Origin of the sequence: Embleya sp. NPDC005971 (genome assembly GCF_040629175.1) — a bacterium.
GTDB lineage: Bacteria > Actinomycetota > Actinomycetes > Streptomycetales > Streptomycetaceae > Embleya.
In genome coordinates this window covers 89,472-112,531 of the sequence record NZ_JBEXUX010000023.1, presented here as the reverse complement: position 1 = coordinate 112,531, position 23,060 = coordinate 89,472, and the positions used below count along the sequence as shown (strand labels likewise).

Sequence of the window (23,060 nt, the reverse complement as noted above, 5' to 3'; positions counted from 1 at the left end):
GGCGTGAGCCGGCGGGCGCGCCGATCCCGGCGAACCGGCCGTACCGCACCGCGTCGCTGATCCGGCGCGCCCTCGGCGGCACGATCCCCCCGACACCCCACCGCCGTCCACCCCGGCCACGCCCTAAGGCGAGTCGATCGGCTCCTCGTCGCGCGGCCGGCGCGGCAGCAGGAACGCGGTGAGTACGACGAGCGCGAGTGCGGCCACGACCACCCACAGGGTCTGTTCCAGCGCGTGCGTGTACGCATCGGCCCGATCCGCGGCGTCCGGTGCGGCGGCGGCGTCGAAGAACACCGTGCCCAGGATCGCCACCCCCAGCGTGGCGCCGAGTTGCTGGTTGGCGTTCAGCACGCCGGACGCCGAGCCGGTCTCGTGCTCGTCGACGCTCGCCAGTGCGATGTCGAAGAACGGGGCGAGCACCAGGCCCATGCCGATCCCGACGACCACCAGGGACGGTGCGAGCTGCCCGGCGTCCACGTCGGCGCCCACCCGATGCAGGGTCAGGGACAGCGCGGCCACGCCCACCGCCATCACCACCGCGCCCGCGTGCAGGACGGTCCGGCCGAACCGCGGCACCAGCACGGCACCGGCGGCCACCGCGCCGAGCACCACGCCCAGCGCGATCGGGGTGCTCGCCAGGCCGGCGTGGATGGCCGACCAGCCCAGGCCGATCTGGAGGAACAGGCCGAACACCAGGATCAGTCCGTTCATCGCGGCGAAGAACACCAGGCCCACCGACAGGCTGCCGGTGAACGCCCGTTTGGCGAGCAGGCTCGGTACCACCAGCGGTGATCCGCCGGCCCGCGCGATCCGCCGCTGCCACCAGGCGAAGGCCGCCAACACCGGCAACGCGCCCGCCATCGAGGCGAACGTCCAACCGGGCCAACCCGATTCGCGCCCCTGGACCAGCGGATACACCAACAGCAGCACGGCGGCCGAGACCAACACCATGCCGATCGGGTCGAGCCCGGGCCGCCGCGGCGCCCGCGATTCGGGCACGTAGCGCAGCGCGCCGAGGATGGCCAACACGCCCAGCGGCACGTTGATCAGGAAGATCGCCCGCCAGCCGGTGCCCGCGGGATCCGCCTCGATCAGCGCGCCGGCCACGATCGGGCCGCCCACCGAGGCCAACGCCATCACCGGCCCGAACAGGCCGAAGGCTTTGCCGCGTTCGGCCGGCGCGAAGACCGACACCACCACCGAATACGTCTGCGGGATGGTCAGCGCGGCGAACAGGCCCTGCACCGCGCGAGCCGCGATCAGCAGCCCGATCGACGGCGCGACCGCGCACAACGCCGAGGTCGCGGTGAAGCCGCCGAGGCCGATCAGGAACATCCGGCGGCGGCCCAGGATGTCGCCGAGCCGACCGCCGGTGATCAGGCCGACGGCGAAGGTCAGCGTGTACGCGGCGGCGATCCACTGCAGCCCGGTCGAACCGCCGCCCAGGTCCGCCCGCACCGACGGCGCGGCGACCCCGACCACGGTCGCGTCGAGCAGGTCCATCGTCTCGGCCAACAGGGCCACGGCGAGCGCCGCCCACCGCCGCGGATGGGGCACGGCCTCCGTTACCGAAGGCCGGTCCGGGGCCGGCGGGGCGCCCGACGGGAAGGTGCTGACATCCATGACTCTCCTCGACGAATAAGGTTCGTGCCGAACGAATGTCGTTCGGTGGAACGATCGCTGTTCGTTCCAGGAGTCAGTGTTCGGGTCAACTACGCTGTTCGCAACCCCCGATCGAAACAGGACGGCAACAGATGGCGAGAACGTCGCGGACCGGATCCCCAGGCACCCCCGACCGACCGCCCGCGGACGCGGGCGCCGACGTGCCGGAACTGCCCACCCCGCCGTGGCGGCGCGGCCGGGCCAGGCCGGTGCGCCCGCCGCTGAGTCGGGCGTCGATCGTGCGGGCGGCGCTGGCCGTGCTGGACGAGGGCGGCCTCGAAGCGGTGAGCATGCGGCGGGTCGCCGACGAATTGCAGACCGGACCGGCGTCGTTGTACGTCCACGTGTCGAGCAAGGAGGAACTGCTCGAACTGGTGCTGGACCACGTGCTCGGCGACGTGGTGATCCCGGAGCCGGACCCCGAGCGCTGGCAGGCCCAACTCAAGGAGGTGGTGCTGGACTTCCGGACCGTGTTGGCCGCACACCACGACCTGGGCCGGGCGGTACTGGCGGCGATCCCCTCCGGACCCAACGCGCTGCGGATCAGCGAGGGGCTGTTGGCCGTGATGCGCGGCGGCGGTGTCCCCGAACAGGCCAGCGCGTGGGTGCTGGACGTGCTTCAGCTCTACATCTCGGCCGACGTCTACGAGGCGGCGCTGCACCTGTCCCGGTCCGAACACGGGGAGGATCCGATGGCGATGGCCCAGTCCTACCTCGGCGAGGTCATCGAGTCGTTGCCCCCGGACCGATTCCCGACCCTGATCGCCCTGAGGCCGCACATGACCACCGGCGGCCGGATGGCCCGGGTCGAATTCGGCCTGGACATCTTCATCCGCGGCCTGGCGGACCTGCCGCACCCGTGACCCCGGCGGCGCCGTCGCCTTGGTCCGCGCCGGGCGGGTGCGGGCGCTCTGTCGGCGTCGATCACCCAGGGCGGCCCCGGCGCAGGCCGAACCCGCAGCGGCGCGGGCAGTACGGCGCGACGACGATGGTGACGCCGTTGGGCAGTTCGACCACGCCGGTGCCCGGCCCGGCGAGGCGACCGATTCCGGTCAGGCGTGCGGAGCCTCCATGGCCGGCCGCAGCCGGGCCAACAGGCGGTACAGCGCGAGGCGTTCCTCTGGGGTGAGGGCGTCGAGGGCGGCGCGGGTGGTCTTCATCTCGCTGCGGATGCGGCGGATCGTGGCGTGGCCCTCGTCGGTGGCCACCACGTTCTTGACCCGGCGGTCGTTCGGGTCGGGCTCGCGGCGGACCAGGCCGCGCGATTCGAGCCGGTCCACGATGCCGGTGACGTTCGAGGCGTCGCACACCAGGCGGTCGGCGAGCCCGCGCATCGGCAGCGGGCGGCGGAGCAGGGACAGCGTCTTGGCCTGCACCGAGGTGAGGCCGTGCCGGCTGACCACGGCGGCGAAGTCGTGGAAGTACGCCGTGCCGACGGCGGCCATGGCGTCCATGATCTCGGCGGTGTCGGGGCGGTCCGCAGTGCTGCTCATGGAGCCAAGTTAACGCAAAAAGGTTGAGGACTTCAACCTTTGAACTTGACGTAGCAATTTCCGGCTGTCTACGGTCGGTCCGTCGTATTGCTTGAAGACCTCAACCATCGAGGCTCCCAAGCTTCCCTCCTGCCCCGTCCCCTTCCAGGAAGAGCACCCCGTGAGCCTCACCCCGCCCGGCAAGGGCACCGGTACCGCCGCCGGTGGCGCCACCGCCGACAAGGGACGATCCGGCGCCCCGCTGATCCTCGCCCTGGGTCTGGCCGCCATGGTCGTCGCGATGGCGCAGACCCAGGTCATCCCGATCCTCGGGCTGCTCCAACAGGAGCTGGGCACCACTCCCGCCGGCGTCGGCTGGGTGACCACCGCGACGCTGCTGTCCGCGGCCGTGTTCACCCCGCTGCTCGGCCGCTTCGGCGACCAGCACGGCAAGAAGCCGACCCTGGTCGGCGTGCTGATCGTGATGATCGCCGGCTCCGTGCTGGCGGCGGTCACGTCCTCGCTGCCGCTGCTGATCCTGGGCCGGGTGCTCCAGGGCGCGGCGACCGCGATCTTCCCGCTCGCGTTGTCGATCATTCGCGAGGAGCTCCCGGCGGAGAAGCTGCCCGGCGCGATGTCGCTGATCAGCGGCACCCTCGCGTTCGGCAGCGGTCTCTCGCTGGTGGCCACCGGGCTGCTCACCCGCGGCGACGACCCGAACTACCACCTGGTCTTCTGGTTCTCCGCGATCCTGTCCGCCGTCGCCCTGCTCGCGGTGATCCTGCGGGTGCCGGCCGGGGGCAGCAAGGCGGGCGGCCGGATCGACCTGCTCGGCGCGGCCACCCTCGGCCTGTTCCTGGTGCTGCTGCTCCTGGGCATCTCGCAGGGCCACGAATGGGGTTGGGCGTCCGGCCGGACCATCGGCGCCTTCGTCGGCGCGGTGCTGACGGCGGGTGTGTGGGTCCGAGTCGAGCGCCGGGTCGCCGACCCGCTGGTGGACCTGCGGATGTTCGTGCACCGTCCGGTGCTGCTGACCAACCTGGCCGGTCTGTTCGTCGGCTTCGCCGCGTTCAGCCAATTCATCGGCATCTCCTACCTGGTGCAGATGCCGGAGCGGGTGGCCGGCTACGGATTCACCGCGTCGGTGTTGCGGGCCTCGGTCGAATACCTGCTGCCGGGCGCGCTGATCTCGCTGCTCGCGGCGCCGCTTGGCGGTCTCCTGGTGGGCAGGATCGGCGCCCGCACGACCCTGGCGATCGGCTCGACGGTGGGCATCGCCGGCTTCGCGTGGCTCGCCTTCGGCCATGGCACCTCCGCGTCGGTGATCCTCGCGGGCATGCTCACCGGCATCGCGATCTCCTTCGGGTACGCGGCGATGCCCGCGCTGATCGTGGCCAACGTGCCGCACCACCAGACCGGCATCGCGAACGGCATCAACTCCATCTCGCGCAGCGTCGGCAGCTCGATCGCCAGCGCCGTGATCACCACGCTGCTGGCCTCCGAGTCGGTCCGGGGCCTGCCCGCCGGCGTCCCGCCGATCCCGGCCGAGAGCCGGTTCACGCTCAGCTTCGTGATCGCCGGGGTGATGTTGGTCCTGGTCGTCGGGGTGGCGTTGCTGGGCCTGAAGCGGGTACCCGCCAGGGCCGAACCCGTGGCCGTCCCGGTGCCGCAGGAGCGGCAGCCCGTGGACGCCTGACCCGAGAGCCGCACCGACGCCCCGCCTCCCCACCCACCCTTCACCGACGAGAGAGGCCACCTCCGATGACCCCCACCACCAGCCGCGCATGGCACCTGCTGGCCCGCCCCAAGGGCTGGCCGAAGGCGGAGGACTTCGCGCTGCGCGAGGTCGAGATCCCGGAACTCGCCGACGGGCAGATGCTGATCCGCAACCTGTTCCTGTCGGTCGACCCCGCGATGCGCGGCCGGATGAACGACGTCAAGTCGTACACCCCGCCGTTCGAGCTGAACAAACCCATGGACGGCGGCGCGGTCGGCCGGGTCGTGGCCTCCAGGGCTCCCGGTTTCGAGGTCGGCGACGCGGTGCAGCACTGGCTCGGCTGGCGCGAGTACTCGGTGGTCCCGGGCAAGGGCGCGGGCGCGGTCAAGGTCGATCCCGACCTCGCGCCGCTGTCCGCCTACCTGGGCGTCCTGGGCATGCCGGGGATGACCGCGTGGGCGGGCCTGCTCGACGTCGCCTCCTTCAAGCCCGGCGACGCGGTGTTCGTCTCCGGCGCGGCCGGTGCGGTGGGCAGCCAGGTCGGCCAGATCGCCCGGCTCAAGGGCGCCTCGCGGGTGGTCGGCAGCGCGGGTTCGGCGGACAAGGTCGCCTTGCTCGTGGACGAGTACGGCTTCGACGCCGCGTTCGACTACAAGCAGGGTCCGATCGCCGAACAACTCGACAAGGCCGCGCCCGACGGCATCGACGTGTACTTCGACAACGTCGGCGGCGAGCACCTGGAGGCCGCGATCGGCGCGTTGCACACGCACGGGCGGGTCGCGATGTGCGGCGCGATCGCGCAGTACAACGCCACCGAGCCGACCCCGGCGCCGCGCAACCTGGCGCTGTCGATCGGCAAGCGGCTGCGCCTCCAGGGCTTCATCGTGATCGACCACTTCGGCCGCCGCGACGAGTTCCTCGCCGAGGTCGGCGGTTGGCTGCGCGAGGGCAGGCTCAAGTATCGCGAGACGGTGGTCGAGGGCATCGAGAACAACCTCGAAGCGCTCCTGGGCATGCTGCGTGGGGAGAACACCGGGAAGATGGTCGTCGCCCTGCCGGAGTGACACCGCCGCGGCACGGTGCCGCCGCCGGACATGCCGAGGGACCGCGCGTGGGGTCGGTCGCGCGGTCCTTCGGGTCCTTCGGGTCGGGCGGGTCGTGCGGGTCTTGAGCGGTGCGCCTGCGGTCAGCCGATGAACAGGTAGTCGGCCTGGTAGGGCACCTCGGCGGTGGGCCGGCTCGCCGGGTCGCACGCGCCGGCCGGCGCCACGCCGCCCCGGGTGTTCAGCCGCAACACCTGGGTGGTCGCGGAGAGCAGCCCCTCCGGCTTGCCGGTCCGGGTCGCGTTCAGCACCAGCTCGGGGATGTTGCCGTCACCGTTGGGCAGCTTGCTCGCCACCGCGCCGGTCACCGCGCTGCCGTCCGGAGCGATCCACTGCGGCGGGCCGGCGGTCGGGGTCACGAAGGTGTGCTTGAGACCGCCCTGGAGCTTGGCCGCCACGTCGAGCTGGGTGAACGCGGTGCCGCCGTCCTTGGTGGTGCACTGGTAGATCTGCTTGCCCGCGACCACCGACAGGTTCACCGCCGGCGGCTTCGGGGTCACCTTCCGGTCCGGTTGCCCGCGCACCGCGCCGCCCGGGAACTCGCCGGTGTGCAGGTTGGTGTAGTAGTTCGCCGGCGTCGCGTCGATCCGCTCGACCACGGCCGGGTCGATCCCCTCCACGGTGCCGGCCAGGCCGGTCACCGACTGCGGCAGGCCGGCCTTCGCCTCGAACAGCGGTGCGACCACGTCACCGTTGGCGCCCGCCGCCCCCCGGTGCAGGTGGCCCAGGGTGGGTGGCGCGACGCCGGTCCAAGCGAACGACCAGTCGATGCAGTTGCCCCACGGCCGGATCGAGGTGTCCGCGCGGCCGTCCGGGTCGCCGGTCTTCCCGCCCGCCGGGTCGGCCACCTCCTGCTTGCCCGTCGCCTCGGCGGGCAGCGTGCCGTTCTTGAGCACGCTGTTCACCTCGACGGGGCGGGTGAGCTCGACCAGTTGGCCGCGGATCGCCCCGCCGGGAAACTCGCCGGTGTGCACGTTGAAGTACACGCTCGCCGGGTCGCTCGTGATCTTCGCCCGCAGCGCGGCGTCGACGACCCGGACGCTGCCGGTGACCGCGTTCGCGGTGCCGGGCAGGGTCGAGGCGAAGAACGGCACCGCGACCTCGCCGTTGCGGCCCTTGCCGCCCAGGTGCAGGTGGGCCGCGGTGGGCGCGCCGATGCCCTCCCAGCGGATCCCGAAGCTCACCTGGTCGCCCTTGATCCGGACCAGCGCGGTGCCCTTGCCGTCCCGGTCGCCCACCGCGGCGTTGCCGCCGGGCACCTCGTTCGCGCCGGACAGGCCCGCGGCGAAGAAGGTCTCCGCACCGGACGCCGGTTCGGCCGCGCCGGTGGTGGTGTGGTCGGCGGCCGGGACGGTGCCGCCGTGTTCGGCCCCGTGCGCGGTGCCGGGGTTGTCGGCCGGGTCGTTGGCGCCCTTGGCCACGGTGGCCGAATCGGCCTTCCCGGCACCGGACTTGGTGTCCGAGGACGCGCAGCCGGAGACGGCGAAGGCGAGGGCGGTGGCGAGGGCGACGGTGGGCAGCGTGTACTTGCGTGCGGGCATGACGAATCTCCCCGAGGTCATGGTTCGGTGAAGTACGCGTGGGTGGGATCGGCCGGGCCTCGTCCGCGTCGTCGGCGCGGGGGCACGGGGCCGGTACTGCCGGTGGCAACTCATCGATGATGCCCCGGAGTTGCCGGATCAGTGGTCCTTGGCGAGCGGTGCCGGGGCGGACCGACCGGCACCGCTCGGGTCGGTCAGTATCCGCCGCCGGTCGAGGGCTTGTCGGTCTGCGGCGCCGTGCTCGTGGCCGCACCGGCCTTGCTGCCGTCGGGGGTCACCGCGAACCAAGTGCCGTTGACGCCCTGGCCCTTGGTGTCGCCGGGCTTGGCGTCGGCCGCGAAGCGGTACACCGGCCAGCCGCCGATGGTGACCTGGGTGCTGCCGTCGGTGCGGGTGACACTGCCGACGGCGGACTGGTCGATACCGTTCAAGGTGACGCCGCCGGTGTCGGTCACGGCGGGCCACTTCACGGCGCAGTCGCCGTCGCAGTTCGACTTGGCCGGCTTGGCGGTGTCCTTGTCGAAGCGGTACAGGGTGAAGCCGCTGCCGTCGGTGACGATCGCACCGAGCTTGGCGTCGGTGCCCGCCTTCAGTACGGCCTTGCCCGCCGTGCCGTTCGGGGTCTGGCCGGGCGCGCTCGGCGCGGGCTGGGACGGCTGCGTGGCGGGCGGGGTGGTGTTGCCGGCGGCCTTGCCGTCGTCCTTCGAGTCGCTGCCACAGGCGGACAGCCCCAGCCCGAGCGCGCCGGCGATGGCGACGGCGGCGATGCCGCGGGTGCCGCGGCGGCTGTGGGTGCTGTGGGTGCTGTGGGTGCTGAAAACGGACATGGTGAACCCCCGCAAGATGATCGATGGTTTGGTCGAACGGCGGTACGGGAGGAGGACTTTGGGTCCCCGTTCCCGAGTCGACCGGTTCGCGTGCCGGTCGTTGCGCGTCGACATCCAGCAGTACGGGGGAGGGGTCGCGGAGGGTTCAACGCGGTCCGAAGTTTTTTTCCGCGAACCCGGCCGGAACCCGAACCGGCCCCGGCGAGAAGCTTCGCCGGGGCCGGAACGCGCAGGTGGGCGGCCTACCAGGCGGCCGGTGCGTAGTCCTTGAGGAAGCAGCCGTACAGGTCCTCGCCGGCCTCGCCGCGCACGATCGGGTCGTATACCCGGGCCGCGCCGTCGACCAGGTCGAGCGGCGCGTGGAAGCCCTCGTCGGCGAGCCGCATCTTCTGCGGGTGCGGGCGCTCGTCGGTGATCCAGCCGGTGTCCACGGCCGTCATCAGGATGCCGTCGGAGAGCATCTCCTCGGCGCTGGTGCGGGTCAGCATGTTCAGCGCGGCCTTGGCCATGTTGGTGTGCGGGTGGCCGGGGCCCTTGTAGCCGCGGCTGAACTGGCCTTCCATCGCGGACACGTTGACCACGTACTTGCGCCGTGCCGAGGCCGCGGCCATCGCCGGACGCAGCCGGCTGACCAGGACGAACGGCGCGGTCACGTTGCACAGTTGCACTTCGAGCAGTTCGACCGGATCCACCTCGTGCACCCGCTGCGTCCAACTGTTCACCGGGTCCAGGTCGGGTACCAGGCCGCCCGCGTCGATCGCGGTGCCGGTCTCGATCCGGGCCGGCGAGGCCGATCCGCTGGTGAGCGCGAGCGCGGTGAGCGCCTGTGGGGTCAGTGCCTGTTCCTCCGCGCGGGACTGGCCGGGCAACAACACGTGACCGCTGCCGCCGATGTGGCCGAACGAGACCATCTCCGGCAACTCGCCGGCCGGGAGCGGGGCGGCCTCGGCGGCGGCCAGTGCCGCGTACGCCTGCGGGGTCCGACGCACCGTCTGCGCGGCGTTGTTGATCAGGATGTCCAACGGCCCGGCCTCGGCCACCGAGTCGGCCAGCGCGACCACCTGGGCCGGGTCGCGCAGGTCTATCCCGGCGATCTTGAGGCGGTGCAGCCAATCCGCGCTGTCCGGCATCGCGGCGAACCGGCGGATCGCGTCGTTGGGGAAGCGGGTGGTGATCGTGGTGTGCGCGCCGTCGCGGAGCAGGCGCAACGCGATGTACATGCCGATCTTGGCCCGACCGCCGGTGAGCAGGGCGCGGCGCCCGGTCAGGTCGGTGCGCTGGTCGCGGCGGGCCCGGTTCTCGGCAGCGCACTCGGGACACAGCTGGTGGTAGAACGCGTCCACCTCGCGGTAGCGCTTCTTGCAGATGTAGCAGGCCCGGGCGCGTTCGAGCACGCCGGCGATCTCGGTCGTGGTGACCGTGGTCAACGCGATGCCGAGCGTCTCGTCGTCGATCCGCCCGGGGGCGCCGGTCGCGGTGGCGGCGGTGACCGCCTCGTCGTTGGCGATCACCCGGTCCCGGCGCTCCTTGCGGCGGCGTTCCTTGACGCTCTTGTAGATGGCGGCCGTGGCCCGGCGGATCCGCACCGCGTCCGGGTGCTCGACGTCCAGGTCCTCGACCTCGGCGAGCACGCTCAGACACAGCTCCATACGCACGGGGTCGATGCCTGCCCGCACGCTCGTGTCCGCCTGAATGTCGCTACTCGCTGTCATCGTCGTTGCCGTTTCCTGTATTCGCCGCCACCACGAAACCCCGGCGAAACTCTACGTCGTGCGGGGACCTGGACCAATTCCCGCACCGGCCCGCCCGGGTGCTCCCGGGCCCGGCCGCCGCCCGTCACGCACCGCCACGGCATCGGTGCGAGGGGTTCGCGGCGGCCCGCCGGACCGGCGCCCTCGCTCAGGTGCGGGACCAGCCGTAGGTGCGCTCGACGGTGATCCGGATGACGACCCGGTGTTCGGCGGCCATCACGGCGCGGTATTCGGTCCAGTCCGGGTGTTCGCCGACGATCCGGCGGTAGACCTCGACCAGTTCGTCGGCCGCGGCGTCGTCGGGGGCCCGGCAGGGCGCGCCGATCTCGGCGCGGCCCTCGGCGACCAGGTAGCCGGCGTAGTCGGGCGCGGTGACCAGGAAGCTCGCGCGCGGGTCGCGGGCGAGGTTGCGGGTCTTGGCGCGGTCGGCGGTGGCCGAGATGCGAATCAGCCGCAGGTCCGGCTCCCAGAGGTAGGAGACCGGGGAGAGCTGGGGGCGGCCGTCCCGCTTGAGGGTGGTGAGGACGCCGCGTCGATCGGTGCCGAGGAGTTCCGTGTCCATGTCGGGTGGCTCGCTTCCGGTTTGGGGGGCAGGGTCAGGCGGGGCAGGAACCAGTGGGCCAGCGGGCCGATGGTGAGGGTGAACACGACCGTGCCGACGCCGACCGTCCCGCCCAGCAGCACCCCCGCCACCAGCACGCTCGCCTCGATCACCGTGCGGCCCACCCGGATCGAGTGGCCCCGGGCGGCCCATCCGGTCATCAGCCCGTCGCGCGGCCCCGGGCCCAGACCCGCGCCGATGTACAGGCCGGTGGCGATCGCGGTCACCACGACGCCCGCGAGCAACAGCCCGGTCCGCAGCGGCAGGCCCGTCGGCGTCGGCAGCAGCCACAACAACGCGTCCACCACCAGGCCGACCAGCACGACGTTGGCGATCGTGCCGATCCCCGGTCGCTGCCGCAGCGGGATCCAGAGCAGCAACACCAGGACGGCGGTGCCGATCACGATTCGTCCGAACGGCAGCCCGGTGCGCTCCGCGACGCCCTCGTGCAGCACGTTCCAGGCGTCCAGCCCCAGCTTCGCCCGCACCATCAGCGCGATGCCGACGCCGAACAGGGCCAAGCCCAGGAACAGCCGGATCAACCGATTCGGCAGGCGATCGGGCACGCTCACGAGGTACCGGCCTTCCCGGCCGCACCGTCGGCGTGGACGTCGGGCCGAACGGAGTGGTTGATGTGTCATGTAAATCGTCGCGGGCAGGTATATGACATGTCAAGTAGCTGCTAGATTGGCGGCCATGGCCGGTATCGAGGAGACGCCCTGGCTGGACCCGGGGCAGCAGCGCGCGTGGCGGGGATACCGCCGCCTGCGGCTGCTCGTGGACACCCGGGTGGCCCGAGACCTGGCCGTCGACTCGGGCCTGTCGGATCCCGACTACGACGTGTTGTCCGAACTCTCCGAGGCGAGCGGGCACCGGCGCAGGCTGGGCGAGTTGGCCGAGCGCATGTTGTGGTCGCAGAGCCGGATGTCGCATCACGTCAAGCGCATGCAGCAGCGCGGCCTGGTCCGCCGCGAGGAGTGCGCGCGGGACGGGCGCGGTGCCGAGATCGTGTTGACCGCCGAGGGGTTGCGGGTGATCGAGGAGGCCGCACCCCGGCACGTCGCCTCGGTCCGGCGGAACCTGATCGACCTGCTCACCCCGGACCAGATCGCGCTGCTGGAACAGATCGCCGACACCGTGGTCGAGCACCTGGAGGCCCGCCCGTGACCCGCGCCCGCCGGCGGGCGCGGGCGAAGCCGTCAGGCGCCCTGCGCGTAGCCCTTGGCGACGTGTTCCAGCCACCACTGCGGCGCGGCGTTCATCAGCGTGCCGAAGTCCCAGTAGTCGTGCCAGCGCACGATCTTCCCGTCCCGGAACTCGTGGATCGACACGAACGGCAGGATCACCTGCTCGCCGCTCTCCCAGTGCCACTCCTCGGCGTGCTCGGTGACCACCAGGTCGCCTTCCGCGACGGTGCTGCGGTGGTGATGGATGTAGCCGGTGAGCATCTCCAGGCCCAACCGCAACCGAGCCTCGATCGCGGCCGGCCCGGTCGCGCCGGGACCGGGCGCGGCGACGTCCGTGTAGTGGCCGTCGTCGGCGAAACAGGCCGCGACCTTGGCGAAGTCGCGGGTGTACAGGTCCTGCCAGAACTGCTCGATCAGCCGCTTGTTCGCGGTCGCGTCACTCATGGCGCGCACCCTACGCACGCACGCCGAAACTAAACAGAGGCAAGCTTCTCCGTGCCGCCGCGCCGCGCCGTGCCACGACGCGCCCGAGCTCGGGTACGCCACACCCCGGCCGCCGTCGGGTCGGCCGGCGGGATCCCGAGCGGCGCCCGGAACCGGTCGACCACCTCCTCCGGATCCACCGCCGTGCCCCGTCGCAGCACCGGCCACCTCGGCCGGGCCGCGCAGGTCCAGCGCGAGTTCGCGCGCCGGCGCCGCGCCGGCCCGCTCGTCACCGCGCCGGCGGTTGTCCGCCTGGGCCCCGGATGGAACGGCTCGGGCAGACCGAGCCGCCGGGCCAACTCCGAAGCGAACAACCGCGGCTCGCGCAAGGTGCCAGGCCGGCCCATCAGTTCGGCCGGCGAACACCACAACACCTGCGCCAACGCCAGGAGTTGTGGCTCATTCGGGCGGGCGGTGTCGGCTTCCCAGGCCGCGACGTCGGTGGCCGTGACCCGGGTCCGGAACGCCGCCATCGCCTCGGCTGCCCGCGCGAAGGGCGGCCTCGGCGCGCGACGTTGCCGGCCGGCCGCCCGGGGCGAACGGCGGATGGTCCGCGAATCCCGGAAGTGACCGCACGCGCACAGGCCGGGGCGGTGCGCACCGGGTACGAATCGGTGTGATCACCCCACGGCGCTGCCGGCATGTGTGCTCGGATCGGGAGGATCCTCCGACGCCCGTGCCGGTGTGTGCGGCACCGGGTCAGCGCCGATCGAGCAGCATTACCGTGAGCAGCGGCGCGTCCGGCCAGGCCGGACGCAGATCGCCGAGCACCCGATAGCCCCACCGCTCGTAGAGCGCGAGCACCCTCGGGTGGGTCGGATCCACCAGCAGGGTCACCCGCTGTTCGGTACGGGCCGCCAGCAGCGTGTCGTGAATGGCGCGGGCCGCACCCGAACCGCGCCACGGTTCGCGAACCATCAGCTCGTTGAGCGCGAACGTGCGCCGGCCGTCCTCCTCGATGTCCACCGCGGGCACCGGCTCGGTCAACCCGACCCACCAGCGCGCACCGGCCCGGAGCGGGTAGCCGAACGCGTAGCCGACCGGGATGTCCCGGCTCCAGCCCACGACGCACTCGAAGCCCGGCGCGGCGGCGTAACCGGCCAGCCGCCGCGCGAAGTTGTGCACCGACTGGAAGGGGCGGTCCAGATCCGCCGCGTACACCTCGGCGTAGATGTCGAGCAGCACCTGCCGGATCTCGTCGAGGTCGCCGCCTCGGTGATGGGTCCGCTCGATGTCGGTTGCCACGCGTCCTCCAGACAGAGGTGATCGGCCCCCCCGGGCGGATCTTCCCCGCGCCGCGCGTCCCCCACGCACCGCCGTCCTGATGAACCGTCAACGACCTTGCACAGCAAGGAAATACTCGACGCGGACCGGGCCCGCGTGTTCCCCTGCCGGTATGGCTGACCCCCTCCACGAACGCGACCTCGTCCGGCCCGCCCTCGACCTGGTGGCCAAGGCCGCCGGGCCCTACCTGGAGGCGCTGCCCGAACTGCCGGTCCGCAATCCGGCCGCCGACGCGCTCTTCGACCGGTTGGGCGGGCCGCTGCCCGAGCGTGGCGACGGCACACTCGCCAGTGTCGAGGAACTGCTCGACGTCGGCACCCGCGCCGCGATGCAGTCCTCGGGGCCCCGGTTCTTCCACTTCATCGTCGGCGGCGCCACGCCCGCCGCTCAGGCCGGCGACTGGATCACCGCGCTGCTGGACCAGGCGGGCGGTCTGTGGGCCGCGTCGCCGCTGGCGACCGAGGCCGAGACGGTGGTGCTCGGCTGGCTCAAGGACCTGTTCGGGCTGCCCGACGCGTACGGCGGTGTACTCACCCCGAGCGCCACCTTCGCCAATCTCACCGCGCTCACCTGCGCGCGCCACTGGTGGGCCGCGCAGCACGGCGTCGACGTGAGCGCCGACGGTCTCGCCGGACTGCCGACCATGCCGGTACTGGCGAGCGGATACGTCCATCCCAGCAACCGCAAGGCGTTGCAGATCCTGGGCTGCGGGCGGGACACGCTGCGGGTGTGCGCGCGCGACGACGTGGGCCGGGTGGACATCGACGCGATGGAGCGCGCGCTGATCGAGATCGACGGACCCGCGGTGCTGATCGCCGCGGCGGGTGAGGTCGACACCGGCGACTTCGACCCGATCGAGGCGCTCGCCGACCTGGCCCGGCGGTATGGCGCGTGGCTGCACGTGGACGGTGCGTTCGGCCTGTTCGCCGGGGTCTCGCCGCGGCTTCGCCACCTGGTCCGGGGGGTCGAGCGGGCGCACTCGGTGGCCGCCGACGGACACAAGTGGCTCAACGTGCCCTACGAGAGCGGCTTCGCCTTCGTGCGCGACGCCGAGCTGATGGGCAGGGCGTTCGGCGCGTGGAATGCCCCCTACCTGCCCGGTGTCGGCGACACGCACCTCAACTACGCCTCGCTCGGGCCGGAATCCTCGCGTCGGGCCCGGGCCCTGCCGATCTGGGCCACGCTGCGCGCCTACGGCCGGTCCGGCTACCGGTCGATGATCGAGCGGCACCACGACTTGGCGAACCATCTCGCCGCGCTGGTCGAGCAGGCCCCCGAACTGGAACTGCTGGCCCCGGTCCGGCTGTGCGTGGTGTGCCTGCGCTACCGCCCCGAAGCCGCGCTCGGCGAGGCCGGACTCGACGAGCTGAATCGCCGGCTGGGCGCCGAACTGAACGAGGACGGCCGGGTGTACGCCGGTACCACCGTGTACGCGGGCCGGGTCGCGCTGCGTCCGGCGATCGTGAACTGGCGGACCACGGCGGCGGACGTCGAACTGTTCGCGCAGGTGGTCCGGGAGATCGGTGCCCGGGTGGCCGCGGACCTGGGTGTGGGCACACCGGCTGGCGCCGACACAGACGCCCTCGAATGAATTTGCGACGCACCGCGTGAACCGAGACTTCCGGGGCAGACGTCGGCCGGAGGTGGTTCAAGATGATTCCGCTGCTTGTCGTGCTTTTGCTCGCTTTGATCCTGTTCGGTGCGGGATTCGCCCTCAAGGCTCTCTGGTGGATCGCCGTCATCGTATTGGTGCTCTGGGCCCTCGGGTTCGTCTTCCGCAGCGCCGGCGCGGGTGGTCGGCGCGGGCGTTGGTATCGCTGGTGAGTCACGCGTAGCCGAACCGGCGCAGACGGGGCCCGTCCGGGTGACGGGCCCCGTCGCCGCGCCCGGGGTCGGTCGGCGCGGCACGCGCCGATTCGGCCGCGCCGCGATGTCGAAACGATTTTGCGCGGGGGTCCGGACGGCGTGACGGTAGGAGTACTTTGGGCACACCGAGGGCACCTCGTATGCCGTCATCCACGGCGGCGTCGTCTGCGGCGATCCGGACATTCGCGCACCAGACCGACCAGAGGATTCGAACCCATGTACTCACAGCACTCGATCGCGGGACACCGCCGAAGCGCTCGACCGGAGACCACGGTCGAGATGACCTACGGCCTGGCCTGCACGATGTGCGGCCGCGACCTGCGGGCCGCAGCGGACCGACCCGCGCACGACGCGGTGCCGGTCGGACACGTGGAGGAGCGGCAGACCTTCGCCTGCCGAGGTGTGTGTGCCCGCTTCGCCAGCGGTTCGGCGGACGGGATCGCCGAGGAGCCGGTGCCGCTGGACGAGCGTGTGGCGGCATTCCCCACCGACTGAACACCGCCGACCGACCGACCGAAAATCCGCCTGGCCGGCGACCGGGGTCCACCGGGCCGCCGACCGGAATCCGCGAGGCCGCCGGGCGATTGCTCGGCCCCGCGCATCGAAACGCGGCAGCGGGGGACTTTCCTCCCATGCCGGACCGCATCGCCACGACAGTCGACGGACGTTCGCTGACGCTCACCCACCTGGACAAGGTGTGGTGGCCCCAGACCGGATACACCAAGGGCCAAGCCCTGGACTACTACGCCCGGATCGCCCCGGTCCTGCTCCCGCACATCACCGGACGCCCGGCCACGTTCATCCGCTTTCCGCACGGCGTGGACGGCGGCAGCCGCTTCTACAACAAGAACGTCCCGGCCGGCGCGCCCGACTGGGTGCGCACGATCGAGGTGGTCGGCCGGGAGGAGAACCGGCGACACGTCGACGTCGACTCGTTGGCCACCCTGATGTGGGCGGCCAACCTGGCCGCGATCGAGATCCACGTGCCGCAGTGGGGCACCGACCCGGACGCCCACGACCGGCTCGTGCTCGACCTGGACCCCGGACCCGGCGCGGGCCTGCCCGAGTGTCGCCGGGTCGCGCTGCTGGCCCGCGACCTGCTCGCCGCCGACGGGCTGACCTGCGTGGTCAAGACCTCGGGCAGCAAGGGGCTGCACCTGTACGCGGCCCTGGAACCGACACCGGAGGCGGCGGTCGGCGCCTACGCCAAGGCACTCGCGATGCACCTGGAGCGGGAGCACCCGGACCTGGTCGTGCACCGGATGGCCAAGAAGCTGCGCACCGACCACGTGTTCGTGGACTGGAGCCAGAACGCGAGCGCGAAGACCACCGCCGCGCCCTACACCCTGCGTGCGCAGCCCGAACCGACCGTGTCCACACCGGTGTCCTGGGCCGAGATCGAATCGCGCGCGGAGCTGGTCTTCACCCCGGCGCAGGTGCTGGAACGGGTGGCCCGCGACGGCGACGGGTTCGCGCCGCTGCTCGCCGCCGAGACGACGGGCAGGCTGCCGTAGGGCTTCCTGGTCGGTCGGTCCTCGGCTGTCGGTCCGGTCGGACCTCGACCCGGTCAGTCCTCGGCCAGGTCCGGCCGCAGCCGGTGCCAGGACGGATGGCGCAGCAGGCCGGCCCGGGTACGCATCGAGTACCGCACCTCGCCGACCAGCCGCGGCAACACCCAGCGCGCGTCGGCCACCACGGGTTGCGGCGTGAACGGGCACGCGTCGATCGAGGACACCTCGAGCAACTCGCCCAGCACGACCCGATCCCGGATGCCGAAGCCGGTGCCCACCGCGCCGACGTAGCGCAACAGCCCACCCTCGCGCACCCCCACCAGCAACGCGCCGGGCAGCCCGGTGAGCCGGCCGCGACCGGGCACCCATCCACCCACGATCACGTCCACGGTGTGCACGTGCCGGATCTTCACCCAGTTCGGCGAGCGCTCGCCGGGCGTATAGAGCGAGTCCAGCCGCTTGCAGACCAGCCCCTCCAGACCCTCCGCCCGGGTCGCCGCGAGGGCGGCCTCGCCGTGACCGACCAGCGCGGCCGGGGTCGACCAGTGCGGGCCGCGCAGATCGAGCCCTTCGAGCACCCGGCGCCGGTCCGCGTACGAGCGGCGGAGCAGCGGCTCACCGCCCAGGAACAACACGTCGAACAACAACAGCCGCACCGGCACCCGCTCGCGCATTCGGGCCGCCTCGGCCGGCCGACCGGCCAACCCCATCCGGGACTGGAGCCGTTCGAAGTCGCTGTGCCCATGCTCGTCCGGCGCGACCACCTCCCCGTCCAGCACCGCCGACCGGGTACCCAACGCGGTCCGCAACCCGCGCAACTCCGGATAGGCCGCGGTGATGTCCGCCCCCGACCGCGCCCGCAACACCACCGTGCCGTCCCCCGGCAGGTAGCCGACACACCGCTGCCCGTCCAACTTCGTCTCGTACGCCCAGGCGTCGTCCTCGGCGACCGGCGGCAATACCCCCGAGGTGGCGAGCATGGGCGGATACACCGGCAGATCGACCATGGGAGGAACGTGGTCGCACCACCCCACCGTTACACACCCGCCCCCCCGAACGGCCCAACGCCGCCCGGTCCGCCCACCACCGAAGCCGTCGGCGCGCCGACCTCGGTGGTGGACGGTCGCCCGATCCGCTACGTTCGGTGCCCGCGTGTTGTCGGAACGAACCGGTCGACGAGGGTCGCCCGGTCGTGCGGGGGGAGCGGCATTGAGCACGGAGGCGCCCGGGGGAGCGCCGGTTCTGCCGCGATTCACCCCGGGGCAAACCCCGCGAACGCGGTGTGCCGATCGGGGCCGCTCGGTCGGGTGGGGTCAGCGGGTCAGCAGGGCCTCGATGGTGGAGCCGGGGGACTCCGGGAGCCAGGTGGGGTCGCAGCCGGCGAGGGCGGCGAAGACTCGGTGCCACCGGGTCGGGTCGGGGTCCAGGTGGGTCTTGAGCAGGGCGGCGATCTCCGTGTGCGCCTCGGTGGCGGCGGCGTGGATGGCGGGGTCGACCCCGATGCGCCGGGTGGCCTCGGCGATCCAGCGCAGCAGCGAGCCGGCGCCGCGGGCGAGGTGTACCAGGTCGTGGCCGGTCAACAGGCCGGCCGAGACCAGGTGGTCCAGGTGGGTGTACCACGCGGCGTCGCCCAGGACACTGTTCCCGAAGGCCACCGAGGCGCGCGCGTGCGCCGCGTCCAGGGTCGCCGCCGTGCGGGCCACCCGGTAGTACACCGGCCCCAGTTCGAGCAGCCGTGCGGGCGAATCCGGCTGGAGGACGAGACGGTTCACCACCTCGGCCGGGAACGGCTCCCGCTCGTGCTCGGCCACGATCAGGGCCCAGTCGCGCAGATACGGCAGGTCGAGCACTTCGCCGGCATCGGTGCCATCGAAGCACCTGCGCAGCTTGGTCACCAGCTTCTCGCCGGACCGCTCACGGTCGATCCGCTCGGTGAGCGCCGCGTCCGGATCGGCCGTCGCGAGTGCCTTGACCACCACCCGACCGGCGGTCGCGCCCAACACGCCCTGCTCGACCAGGTCGCCGATCCGATCCGCGCCGCCGTGGCGCAACAGGCCGCGCAGGCCCAGCAGTCGGTCCAGCAGCGACGCCTTCTTGCCCAACTGGCGCAGTGCGTGCTCGATCAGCTCCGGATCGGCCGCCTCGACCTTGATCCGCAGCGCCGGCAGCACCGAAGCGGTGGCCCGACGGTCGGCCGACAACCGCTCGCGCAACACCGGGTCCAGCGCGAGCAGATCCGCCGGTCCGGCGGCGGGCCGACCCTGCGGCACCCGGGACAACACCGCGCGGCGCAGCGCGACGTGCTCGCGCGCCGACGGCGTCCCGTACAGATCCGCGTTCAACTCCGGATCGTCCAGCCGCAACAGCCGGGCCCGGACCTCGGCGTCGCGACGCCGGGCCGCCAGGATCCGCAACGCGTCCCGATCGCCGGTCAGGAACGCGTATTCGTCCAACGCGCTCGACGCGTACTCGACGTGGCGCGCATACGCCCACAGGGTGGGGTAGGCGTGCGTGCCCAGGAGCGGCAGCAGCACCGCGAGCGCCTCGGGCGACGCGCGCAGCAGCAGATCGCCGGCCGGCCACCGCCAACCGCGCCGAATCCGCCAAGTGTTCGCGTACGCCGCCTCGAACTCGACGACGATCGGCGACCGGAGCCGCCGCCAATCGCCCACGCCCGCGCCGCCGACCGCCGCCGACTCCACCGCCGCGTCCAGGAGTTCCGGCAACGCGCGGTCGCCGGCCGTACCCATGGCGAGCAGCGCGGCCGACCACCGGGCCGGGTCCACGCCCAGCCGCTCGGCCACCGACACCTCGATCGCCCGGTGCAGCGGATCCGCCACGATCCGCGAGCGCCACTTCCTGGGCAGCGGGGTCAACGCCCGTGCGGGCAGCACGCCGAGCAGGTCGAGCGGCCCGACGAAGCCGTGCCGATAGGCGCTCTCGGCCAGGAAATCGCCACCGCCACGCTGCTCGTCGTAGTACTCGCGGATCCAGCGCAGGTACGAATCCGGCCGGGCCGGGCCCGGCCAGGTGTCCGACGTCGGGTACTGCTCCGGGCGTTCTGCGGGCGTGCCGGCCAGGATCGAGGCGAGCCGATCCCGGGTCGGCTCCTCCAGGTCCTTGTTCTCGGCCATCGCTGCCAGCACCTCGGGCTCGCCGAGGTCGATCAGGTCGTTGGCCACCGACTCGTCGAACACCCGGCGCCCCAACGCCGCACGCGGCCACACCGAAGCACTGTCGAAACACGCCTGGTAGAGCCAACCGGGGAACTCGTAGCCCGGCGTGTCGGCGATCCGCACCGACGCCAGCGCCGCGAGCACGTCCGGATCGTCCGGCACCGGAACGCCCTGCGGATCGGGCCCCGAGGCCAGGGTGCGCAGTACCTGCACCGCCACCAGCCGGGACGAACGATCGGGCTCGGCGGCGCGGCCGACCCGGGCGCGTCGGATCGTCGGCTCGGCCGCCGGTTCGCTGCTTGCGCTCTCCGCCGCCTCGCGCCGGGCGGCCTCCAGCGTCGCGGCGTCCGCGCGGGCCAGCTCATCGGCGTCGGGACGCGGACCCGCCACCTGGCCGGCCAGCACCACCAACTCGGCGAGCGACCCGGTGAAGCCGTCGACCAGACCGACCGCGACGGCCAACGCCTCGGTGTGGCCCGCGAGATGCTCCCGGGTCAGCTCGGCCAGCCGGGCCCGCATCGGGGCCAGCACGGTCTCCGGGTTCATCGAATGCGCGGACTGGACCACGGCCTGAGCCGGATGGGCCACGTCGATCAGTTGCACCGGATCGAGCAGGTCGTTCTCCACCGCCGCGTTCACCCAGGCTTCGTCCCGGCCGAACGGCTCGGCGCGCAGCCACTCCGGCGGCGGGGTGTCGATCGTCCGGCGTGCGTAGGTGCGCTGGGCGTTGACCAGCATCAGGCACAACCGGGCCCGATCCTCGTCGGTGGCGTCCTCGTGCCGGATCAGGTCGTCGATCGCCTCGAAGGCGAACGGTTCCGCCCGGTTGGCCGCCATCAGCAGCGGGAAGTCGTGGGCGTACGGCTCGTGCACCAGGTCGCGCACGGTGGTGCGACTGGTCCGGGTCTGCAGACGGTGCGGCAACGTGGCCGGGTCGTCGTAGGGCTCGCCGCTCGCACGCAGGTCGGCCAGGCCGTCCTCGGCCTTGAGGGCGGCCTCCACCCGCTTGCGGATCTGCGCCGCGGTGTCGGCCCCGCTCCGGTCCAGGAGGGTGCGCACGCCGTCCGGGCCGTGCCGCTCCCACACCTTGATGTAGGCGTACTGTTGGGCGATCTTGCGGCAACCGAACGCCAGCGCCCGCGCGGCCAGTTCCGGTTCGCCGCCGGCCACCAGCGGCAGCAGCGTGCGCCGGTCGCCGTGCGCGAGCAACTCGCTGCGCAGGCCCGGGTCCAGCGGTGCGCGTCGGGCGATGACGCGGCGCAGCGACGGGGTCGCGCGCATGCCGAGATAGGCGGCGGCGTCCACCGCCGGGACCTGCTTGGCGACCAGGCGGGCGAGTTCGCGGATGTCCAGACCGACATTGCCGGCCAGCGCCTGCCACGCACGCGGGTCGGTCGAGGTGATCGCCGCCTCGTGCACGTGCGGGGGAAGCGAGCCGCTGGAGAGCAGGTCGCGCACCAGGGTGTCGGGCAACTCGGGCAACAACTCGCGCAGGTCGTCGGGGTCGGCGCAGACGAGCAGGTGGCGGAACGGCTTGGTCAGGGTCGGCGGGGGACCGCCGGCCTGCTCCGGCGGCGCGGTCACGGTGCCCGCCTCGATGCCCGCCAGCAGGGTCGGCAGCGCGTCGCGGTGCCGGGGCAGCACGGCCCGCAGGGTGTTCCAGCGGCCGGCGTGGCGGCCCAGGTGTCGGTGCAGCAACGCGCGCAGTTCGGGGCACTCCGGCAGTTCGACCAACGTGGCGACCGCGGTCCGGGCGGGGGTCACCTCGGTCAACACCCGGGCCGGGTCGGCGGGTTCGGCCAACTCGCGGGCGAGCGCGGCGATCCGGGCCAGTGCGGGGTGCTTGGGCGTGCCGATCGCCGCCCGCAACACCGCGAGCGTCGGCCGGGCCACCGGGCCCACCGTCGTCGGATGCGCGGTGTAGAGCGCGACCAGCAGGTCCTCGGGGCAGTCCGGGTCGGCGGCCAGCAGCGCGGCGGCGGCCTCCGGCAGCGGCTCGCGCCCCTGCTCGACCCGCAGCGCGGCCCAGTCGACCTCCCGGCGCCAGGTCGAGGGATGGAATCCGGCGCGCAGTTCGGCGATCAGTCCGGCGGGGCCCTCGGCCTCGGCCACCGCGACGGCGAGCGCGTCGGCCGCGGCCCGGTGTGCCCCGGCCGGCTCGCCCGGGCGGTCGAGCAGCGCGGCCACCTCGGGGCGCACGTGGCGCAGCGCCTCGGGCAGCAGGTCGGTGCCGCCGTGTCGGCTCAGGGACAGCAGGCCGCGCAGTTCCTCGGCGGCGGTCAGGGTGCCGGCGCACACCCGCAGCGCGTGTGCGACCAGCTCCGGTCGTTCGGCGACCACCGCGGCGGCCGGTCCGCGGGCCGGCGGATCCTCGGCGGACCGGGCGAGCAACTCCTCGTGCAGCGCGCTCAACGGGTGCGGCGTCCCGGTGTGGCGCCCGGGGGCGAGCACGACCCGACGCATCCAGGTGGTCGCCTCGGGATGCGTGTGCACGATCCGGTCGACCACCGGGTCCGGTTGCTCCAACAGCGCGGCCAGGTCGGTCGGCGTGAGCACCGTCCCGTTGTGCGCGAGCCGGCGGCGGACCCACGGGTCGGGATCGTGTGCCGCCAACGCCCGCAGGGCGGGCGAGAGTTTCCGGTCGCCCAGGAGGGCGGCGATCACGTCGTCGCCGATCCGCCGGCGGACTCGGCCCAGGTCGCCGACGGCGGCCCCCTCGAACAGCAGCCCGACCAGGAGAGCCTTGTTCGCGACCTGCACCCGTGACATCACGTGCCCCCGTACTCGCCCGTTCCACTTGCGGGTTCCACCTCATCACAACGCCCGGACATCGGGGACGCCGACCCCGAAGCGGACTCGCCCGACTCGGACGCGACCCC

Annotated in this window: 20 protein-coding genes; 8 read left to right on the top strand and 12 right to left on the bottom strand. The window is 72.7% G+C overall.

Going from position 1 to position 23,060, the window contains the following annotated elements; translation table 11 throughout:
* Window positions 1–123: 123 nt before the first annotated feature.
* Window positions 124–1,623 (bottom strand): MFS transporter, encoded by a 1,500-nt coding sequence (locus ABZ374_RS21610; protein WP_360313394.1) that lies wholly within the window; start codon window positions 1,621–1,623, stop codon window positions 124–126.
* A 131-nt stretch (window positions 1,624–1,754) separates the two neighbouring features.
* Between ABZ374_RS21610 and ABZ374_RS21605 the strand changes: the two genes are divergently transcribed.
* The gene (locus ABZ374_RS21605) at window positions 1,755–2,525 is read left to right on the top strand and encodes a TetR/AcrR family transcriptional regulator (protein WP_360313392.1); all 771 of its coding nucleotides are present in this window, start codon (window positions 1,755–1,757) and stop codon (window positions 2,523–2,525) included.
* 189 nt (window positions 2,526–2,714) lie between these two features.
* Here ABZ374_RS21605 and ABZ374_RS21600 read toward each other — a convergent pair whose 3' ends face one another.
* Window positions 2,715–3,155 carry a MarR family transcriptional regulator gene (locus ABZ374_RS21600; protein WP_360313390.1) on the bottom strand — a complete coding sequence of 147 codons (441 nt, stop codon included), beginning with the start codon at window positions 3,153–3,155 and terminating at the stop codon, window positions 2,715–2,717.
* A 160-nt stretch (window positions 3,156–3,315) separates the two neighbouring features.
* Here ABZ374_RS21600 and ABZ374_RS21595 point away from each other — a divergent pair, with 160 nt between their 5' ends.
* Window positions 3,316–4,830 (top strand): MFS transporter, encoded by a 1,515-nt coding sequence (locus ABZ374_RS21595; protein ID WP_360313388.1) that lies wholly within the window; start codon window positions 3,316–3,318, stop codon window positions 4,828–4,830.
* Between the two features lie 65 nt (window positions 4,831–4,895).
* Window positions 4,896–5,915: an NADP-dependent oxidoreductase gene (locus ABZ374_RS21590; protein WP_360313386.1), complete on the top strand. Its 1,020-nt coding sequence runs from the start codon at window positions 4,896–4,898 to the stop codon at window positions 5,913–5,915.
* A 122-nt stretch (window positions 5,916–6,037) separates the two neighbouring features.
* Here ABZ374_RS21590 and ABZ374_RS21585 read toward each other — a convergent pair whose 3' ends face one another.
* The 5 genes from ABZ374_RS21585 to ABZ374_RS21565 form a co-directional block, all read right to left on the bottom strand.
* Window positions 6,038–7,495, bottom strand: coding sequence for a CHRD domain-containing protein (locus ABZ374_RS21585; RefSeq protein WP_360313384.1), 1,458 nt, complete (start codon window positions 7,493–7,495; stop codon window positions 6,038–6,040).
* A gap of 194 nt (window positions 7,496–7,689) precedes the next feature.
* Window positions 7,690–8,322: a hypothetical protein gene (locus ABZ374_RS21580; RefSeq protein WP_360313382.1), complete on the bottom strand. Its 633-nt coding sequence runs from the start codon at window positions 8,320–8,322 to the stop codon at window positions 7,690–7,692.
* Window positions 8,323–8,564: 242 nt separating this feature from the next.
* Window positions 8,565–10,034: an SDR family NAD(P)-dependent oxidoreductase gene (locus tag ABZ374_RS21575; RefSeq protein ID WP_360313380.1), complete on the bottom strand. Its 1,470-nt coding sequence runs from the start codon at window positions 10,032–10,034 to the stop codon at window positions 8,565–8,567.
* Between the two features lie 187 nt (window positions 10,035–10,221).
* A complete protein-coding gene (locus tag ABZ374_RS21570; protein WP_360313378.1) occupies window positions 10,222–10,635 on the bottom strand; it encodes a PPOX class F420-dependent oxidoreductase in 414 nt (137 codons plus the stop codon).
* A complete protein-coding gene (locus ABZ374_RS21565) occupies window positions 10,521–11,240 on the bottom strand; it encodes a hypothetical protein (RefSeq protein WP_360313376.1) in 720 nt (239 codons plus the stop codon). Before ABZ374_RS21565 ends, ABZ374_RS21570 begins: the two co-directional genes overlap by 115 nt.
* 130 nt (window positions 11,241–11,370) lie before the next feature.
* On the opposite strand from ABZ374_RS21565, the gene ABZ374_RS21560 reads away from it, so the two are divergent.
* The gene (locus ABZ374_RS21560) at window positions 11,371–11,841 is read left to right on the top strand and encodes a MarR family winged helix-turn-helix transcriptional regulator (RefSeq protein ID WP_360313374.1); all 471 of its coding nucleotides are present in this window, start codon (window positions 11,371–11,373) and stop codon (window positions 11,839–11,841) included.
* Between the two features lie 32 nt (window positions 11,842–11,873).
* Here the strand turns inward: ABZ374_RS21560 and ABZ374_RS21555 are convergent, their stop codons facing one another.
* The 3 genes from ABZ374_RS21555 to ABZ374_RS21545 all read right to left on the bottom strand — a co-directional run bounded on the left by ABZ374_RS21555 (window position 11,874) and on the right by ABZ374_RS21545 (window position 13,589).
* The gene (locus ABZ374_RS21555; RefSeq protein WP_360313372.1) at window positions 11,874–12,305 is read right to left on the bottom strand and encodes a nuclear transport factor 2 family protein; all 432 of its coding nucleotides are present in this window, start codon (window positions 12,303–12,305) and stop codon (window positions 11,874–11,876) included.
* Window positions 12,306–12,334: 29 nt separating this feature from the next.
* On the bottom strand, window positions 12,335–12,817 hold the full coding sequence (locus ABZ374_RS21550) for a helix-turn-helix transcriptional regulator (RefSeq protein ID WP_360313370.1): 483 nt from the start codon (window positions 12,815–12,817) through the stop codon (window positions 12,335–12,337).
* A 226-nt stretch (window positions 12,818–13,043) separates the two neighbouring features.
* Window positions 13,044–13,589 carry a GNAT family N-acetyltransferase gene (locus tag ABZ374_RS21545; protein WP_360313368.1) on the bottom strand — a complete coding sequence of 182 codons (546 nt, stop codon included), beginning with the start codon at window positions 13,587–13,589 and terminating at the stop codon, window positions 13,044–13,046.
* A 151-nt stretch (window positions 13,590–13,740) separates the two neighbouring features.
* On the opposite strand from ABZ374_RS21545, the gene ABZ374_RS21540 reads away from it, so the two are divergent.
* The 4 genes from ABZ374_RS21540 to ligD all read left to right on the top strand — a co-directional run bounded on the left by ABZ374_RS21540 (window position 13,741) and on the right by ligD (window position 17,008).
* On the top strand, window positions 13,741–15,219 hold the full coding sequence (locus ABZ374_RS21540; protein WP_360313366.1) for an aminotransferase class V-fold PLP-dependent enzyme: 1,479 nt from the start codon (window positions 13,741–13,743) through the stop codon (window positions 15,217–15,219).
* A 62-nt stretch (window positions 15,220–15,281) separates the two neighbouring features.
* Window positions 15,282–15,452 (top strand): DUF5670 family protein, encoded by a 171-nt coding sequence (locus tag ABZ374_RS21535; protein ID WP_355537031.1) that lies wholly within the window; start codon window positions 15,282–15,284, stop codon window positions 15,450–15,452.
* A gap of 258 nt (window positions 15,453–15,710) precedes the next feature.
* On the top strand, window positions 15,711–15,989 hold the full coding sequence (locus ABZ374_RS21530) for a hypothetical protein (RefSeq protein WP_360313363.1): 279 nt from the start codon (window positions 15,711–15,713) through the stop codon (window positions 15,987–15,989).
* A gap of 137 nt (window positions 15,990–16,126) precedes the next feature.
* Window positions 16,127–17,008 (top strand): non-homologous end-joining DNA ligase, encoded by an 882-nt coding sequence (gene ligD, locus ABZ374_RS21525; RefSeq protein ID WP_360313361.1) that lies wholly within the window; start codon window positions 16,127–16,129, stop codon window positions 17,006–17,008.
* 53 nt (window positions 17,009–17,061) lie between these two features.
* Here the strand turns inward: ligD and ABZ374_RS21520 are convergent, their stop codons facing one another.
* On the bottom strand, window positions 17,062–18,012 hold the full coding sequence (locus ABZ374_RS21520; RefSeq protein ID WP_360313359.1) for an ATP-dependent DNA ligase: 951 nt from the start codon (window positions 18,010–18,012) through the stop codon (window positions 17,062–17,064).
* 306 nt (window positions 18,013–18,318) lie between these two features.
* Entirely contained in the window at window positions 18,319–22,950 is a 4,632-nt protein-coding gene (locus ABZ374_RS21515; RefSeq protein WP_360313357.1) for a hypothetical protein, read from the bottom strand.
* Window positions 22,951–23,060: the final 110 nt, after the last annotated feature.

Coding starts and splice junctions, on each gene's coding strand:
- ABZ374_RS21610 (WP_360313394.1), bottom strand. CDS start 1,623: ATGGATGTCAGCACCTTCCCGTCGGGCGCCCCGCCGGCCCCGGACCGG.
- ABZ374_RS21605 (WP_360313392.1), top strand. CDS start 1,755: ATGGCGAGAACGTCGCGGACCGGATCCCCAGGCACCCCCGACCGACCG.
- ABZ374_RS21600 (WP_360313390.1), bottom strand. CDS start 3,155: ATGAGCAGCACTGCGGACCGCCCCGACACCGCCGAGATCATGGACGCC.
- ABZ374_RS21590 (WP_360313386.1), top strand. CDS start 4,896: ATGACCCCCACCACCAGCCGCGCATGGCACCTGCTGGCCCGCCCCAAG.
- ABZ374_RS21585 (WP_360313384.1), bottom strand. CDS start 7,495: ATGCCCGCACGCAAGTACACGCTGCCCACCGTCGCCCTCGCCACCGCC.
- ABZ374_RS21580 (WP_360313382.1), bottom strand. CDS start 8,322: ATGTCCGTTTTCAGCACCCACAGCACCCACAGCACCCACAGCCGCCGC.
- ABZ374_RS21575 (WP_360313380.1), bottom strand. CDS start 10,034: ATGACAGCGAGTAGCGACATTCAGGCGGACACGAGCGTGCGGGCAGGC.
- ABZ374_RS21570 (WP_360313378.1), bottom strand. CDS start 10,635: ATGGACACGGAACTCCTCGGCACCGATCGACGCGGCGTCCTCACCACC.
- ABZ374_RS21560 (WP_360313374.1), top strand. CDS start 11,371: ATGGCCGGTATCGAGGAGACGCCCTGGCTGGACCCGGGGCAGCAGCGC.
- ABZ374_RS21555 (WP_360313372.1), bottom strand. CDS start 12,305: ATGAGTGACGCGACCGCGAACAAGCGGCTGATCGAGCAGTTCTGGCAG.
- ABZ374_RS21550 (WP_360313370.1), bottom strand. CDS start 12,817: ATGGCGGCGTTCCGGACCCGGGTCACGGCCACCGACGTCGCGGCCTGG.
- ABZ374_RS21540 (WP_360313366.1), top strand. CDS start 13,741: ATGGCTGACCCCCTCCACGAACGCGACCTCGTCCGGCCCGCCCTCGAC.
- ABZ374_RS21535 (WP_355537031.1), top strand. CDS start 15,282: ATGATTCCGCTGCTTGTCGTGCTTTTGCTCGCTTTGATCCTGTTCGGT.
- ABZ374_RS21530 (WP_360313363.1), top strand. CDS start 15,711: ATGTACTCACAGCACTCGATCGCGGGACACCGCCGAAGCGCTCGACCG.
- ligD (WP_360313361.1), top strand. CDS start 16,127: ATGCCGGACCGCATCGCCACGACAGTCGACGGACGTTCGCTGACGCTC.
- ABZ374_RS21520 (WP_360313359.1), bottom strand. CDS start 18,012: ATGGTCGATCTGCCGGTGTATCCGCCCATGCTCGCCACCTCGGGGGTA.
- ABZ374_RS21515 (WP_360313357.1), bottom strand. CDS start 22,950: ATGTCACGGGTGCAGGTCGCGAACAAGGCTCTCCTGGTCGGGCTGCTG.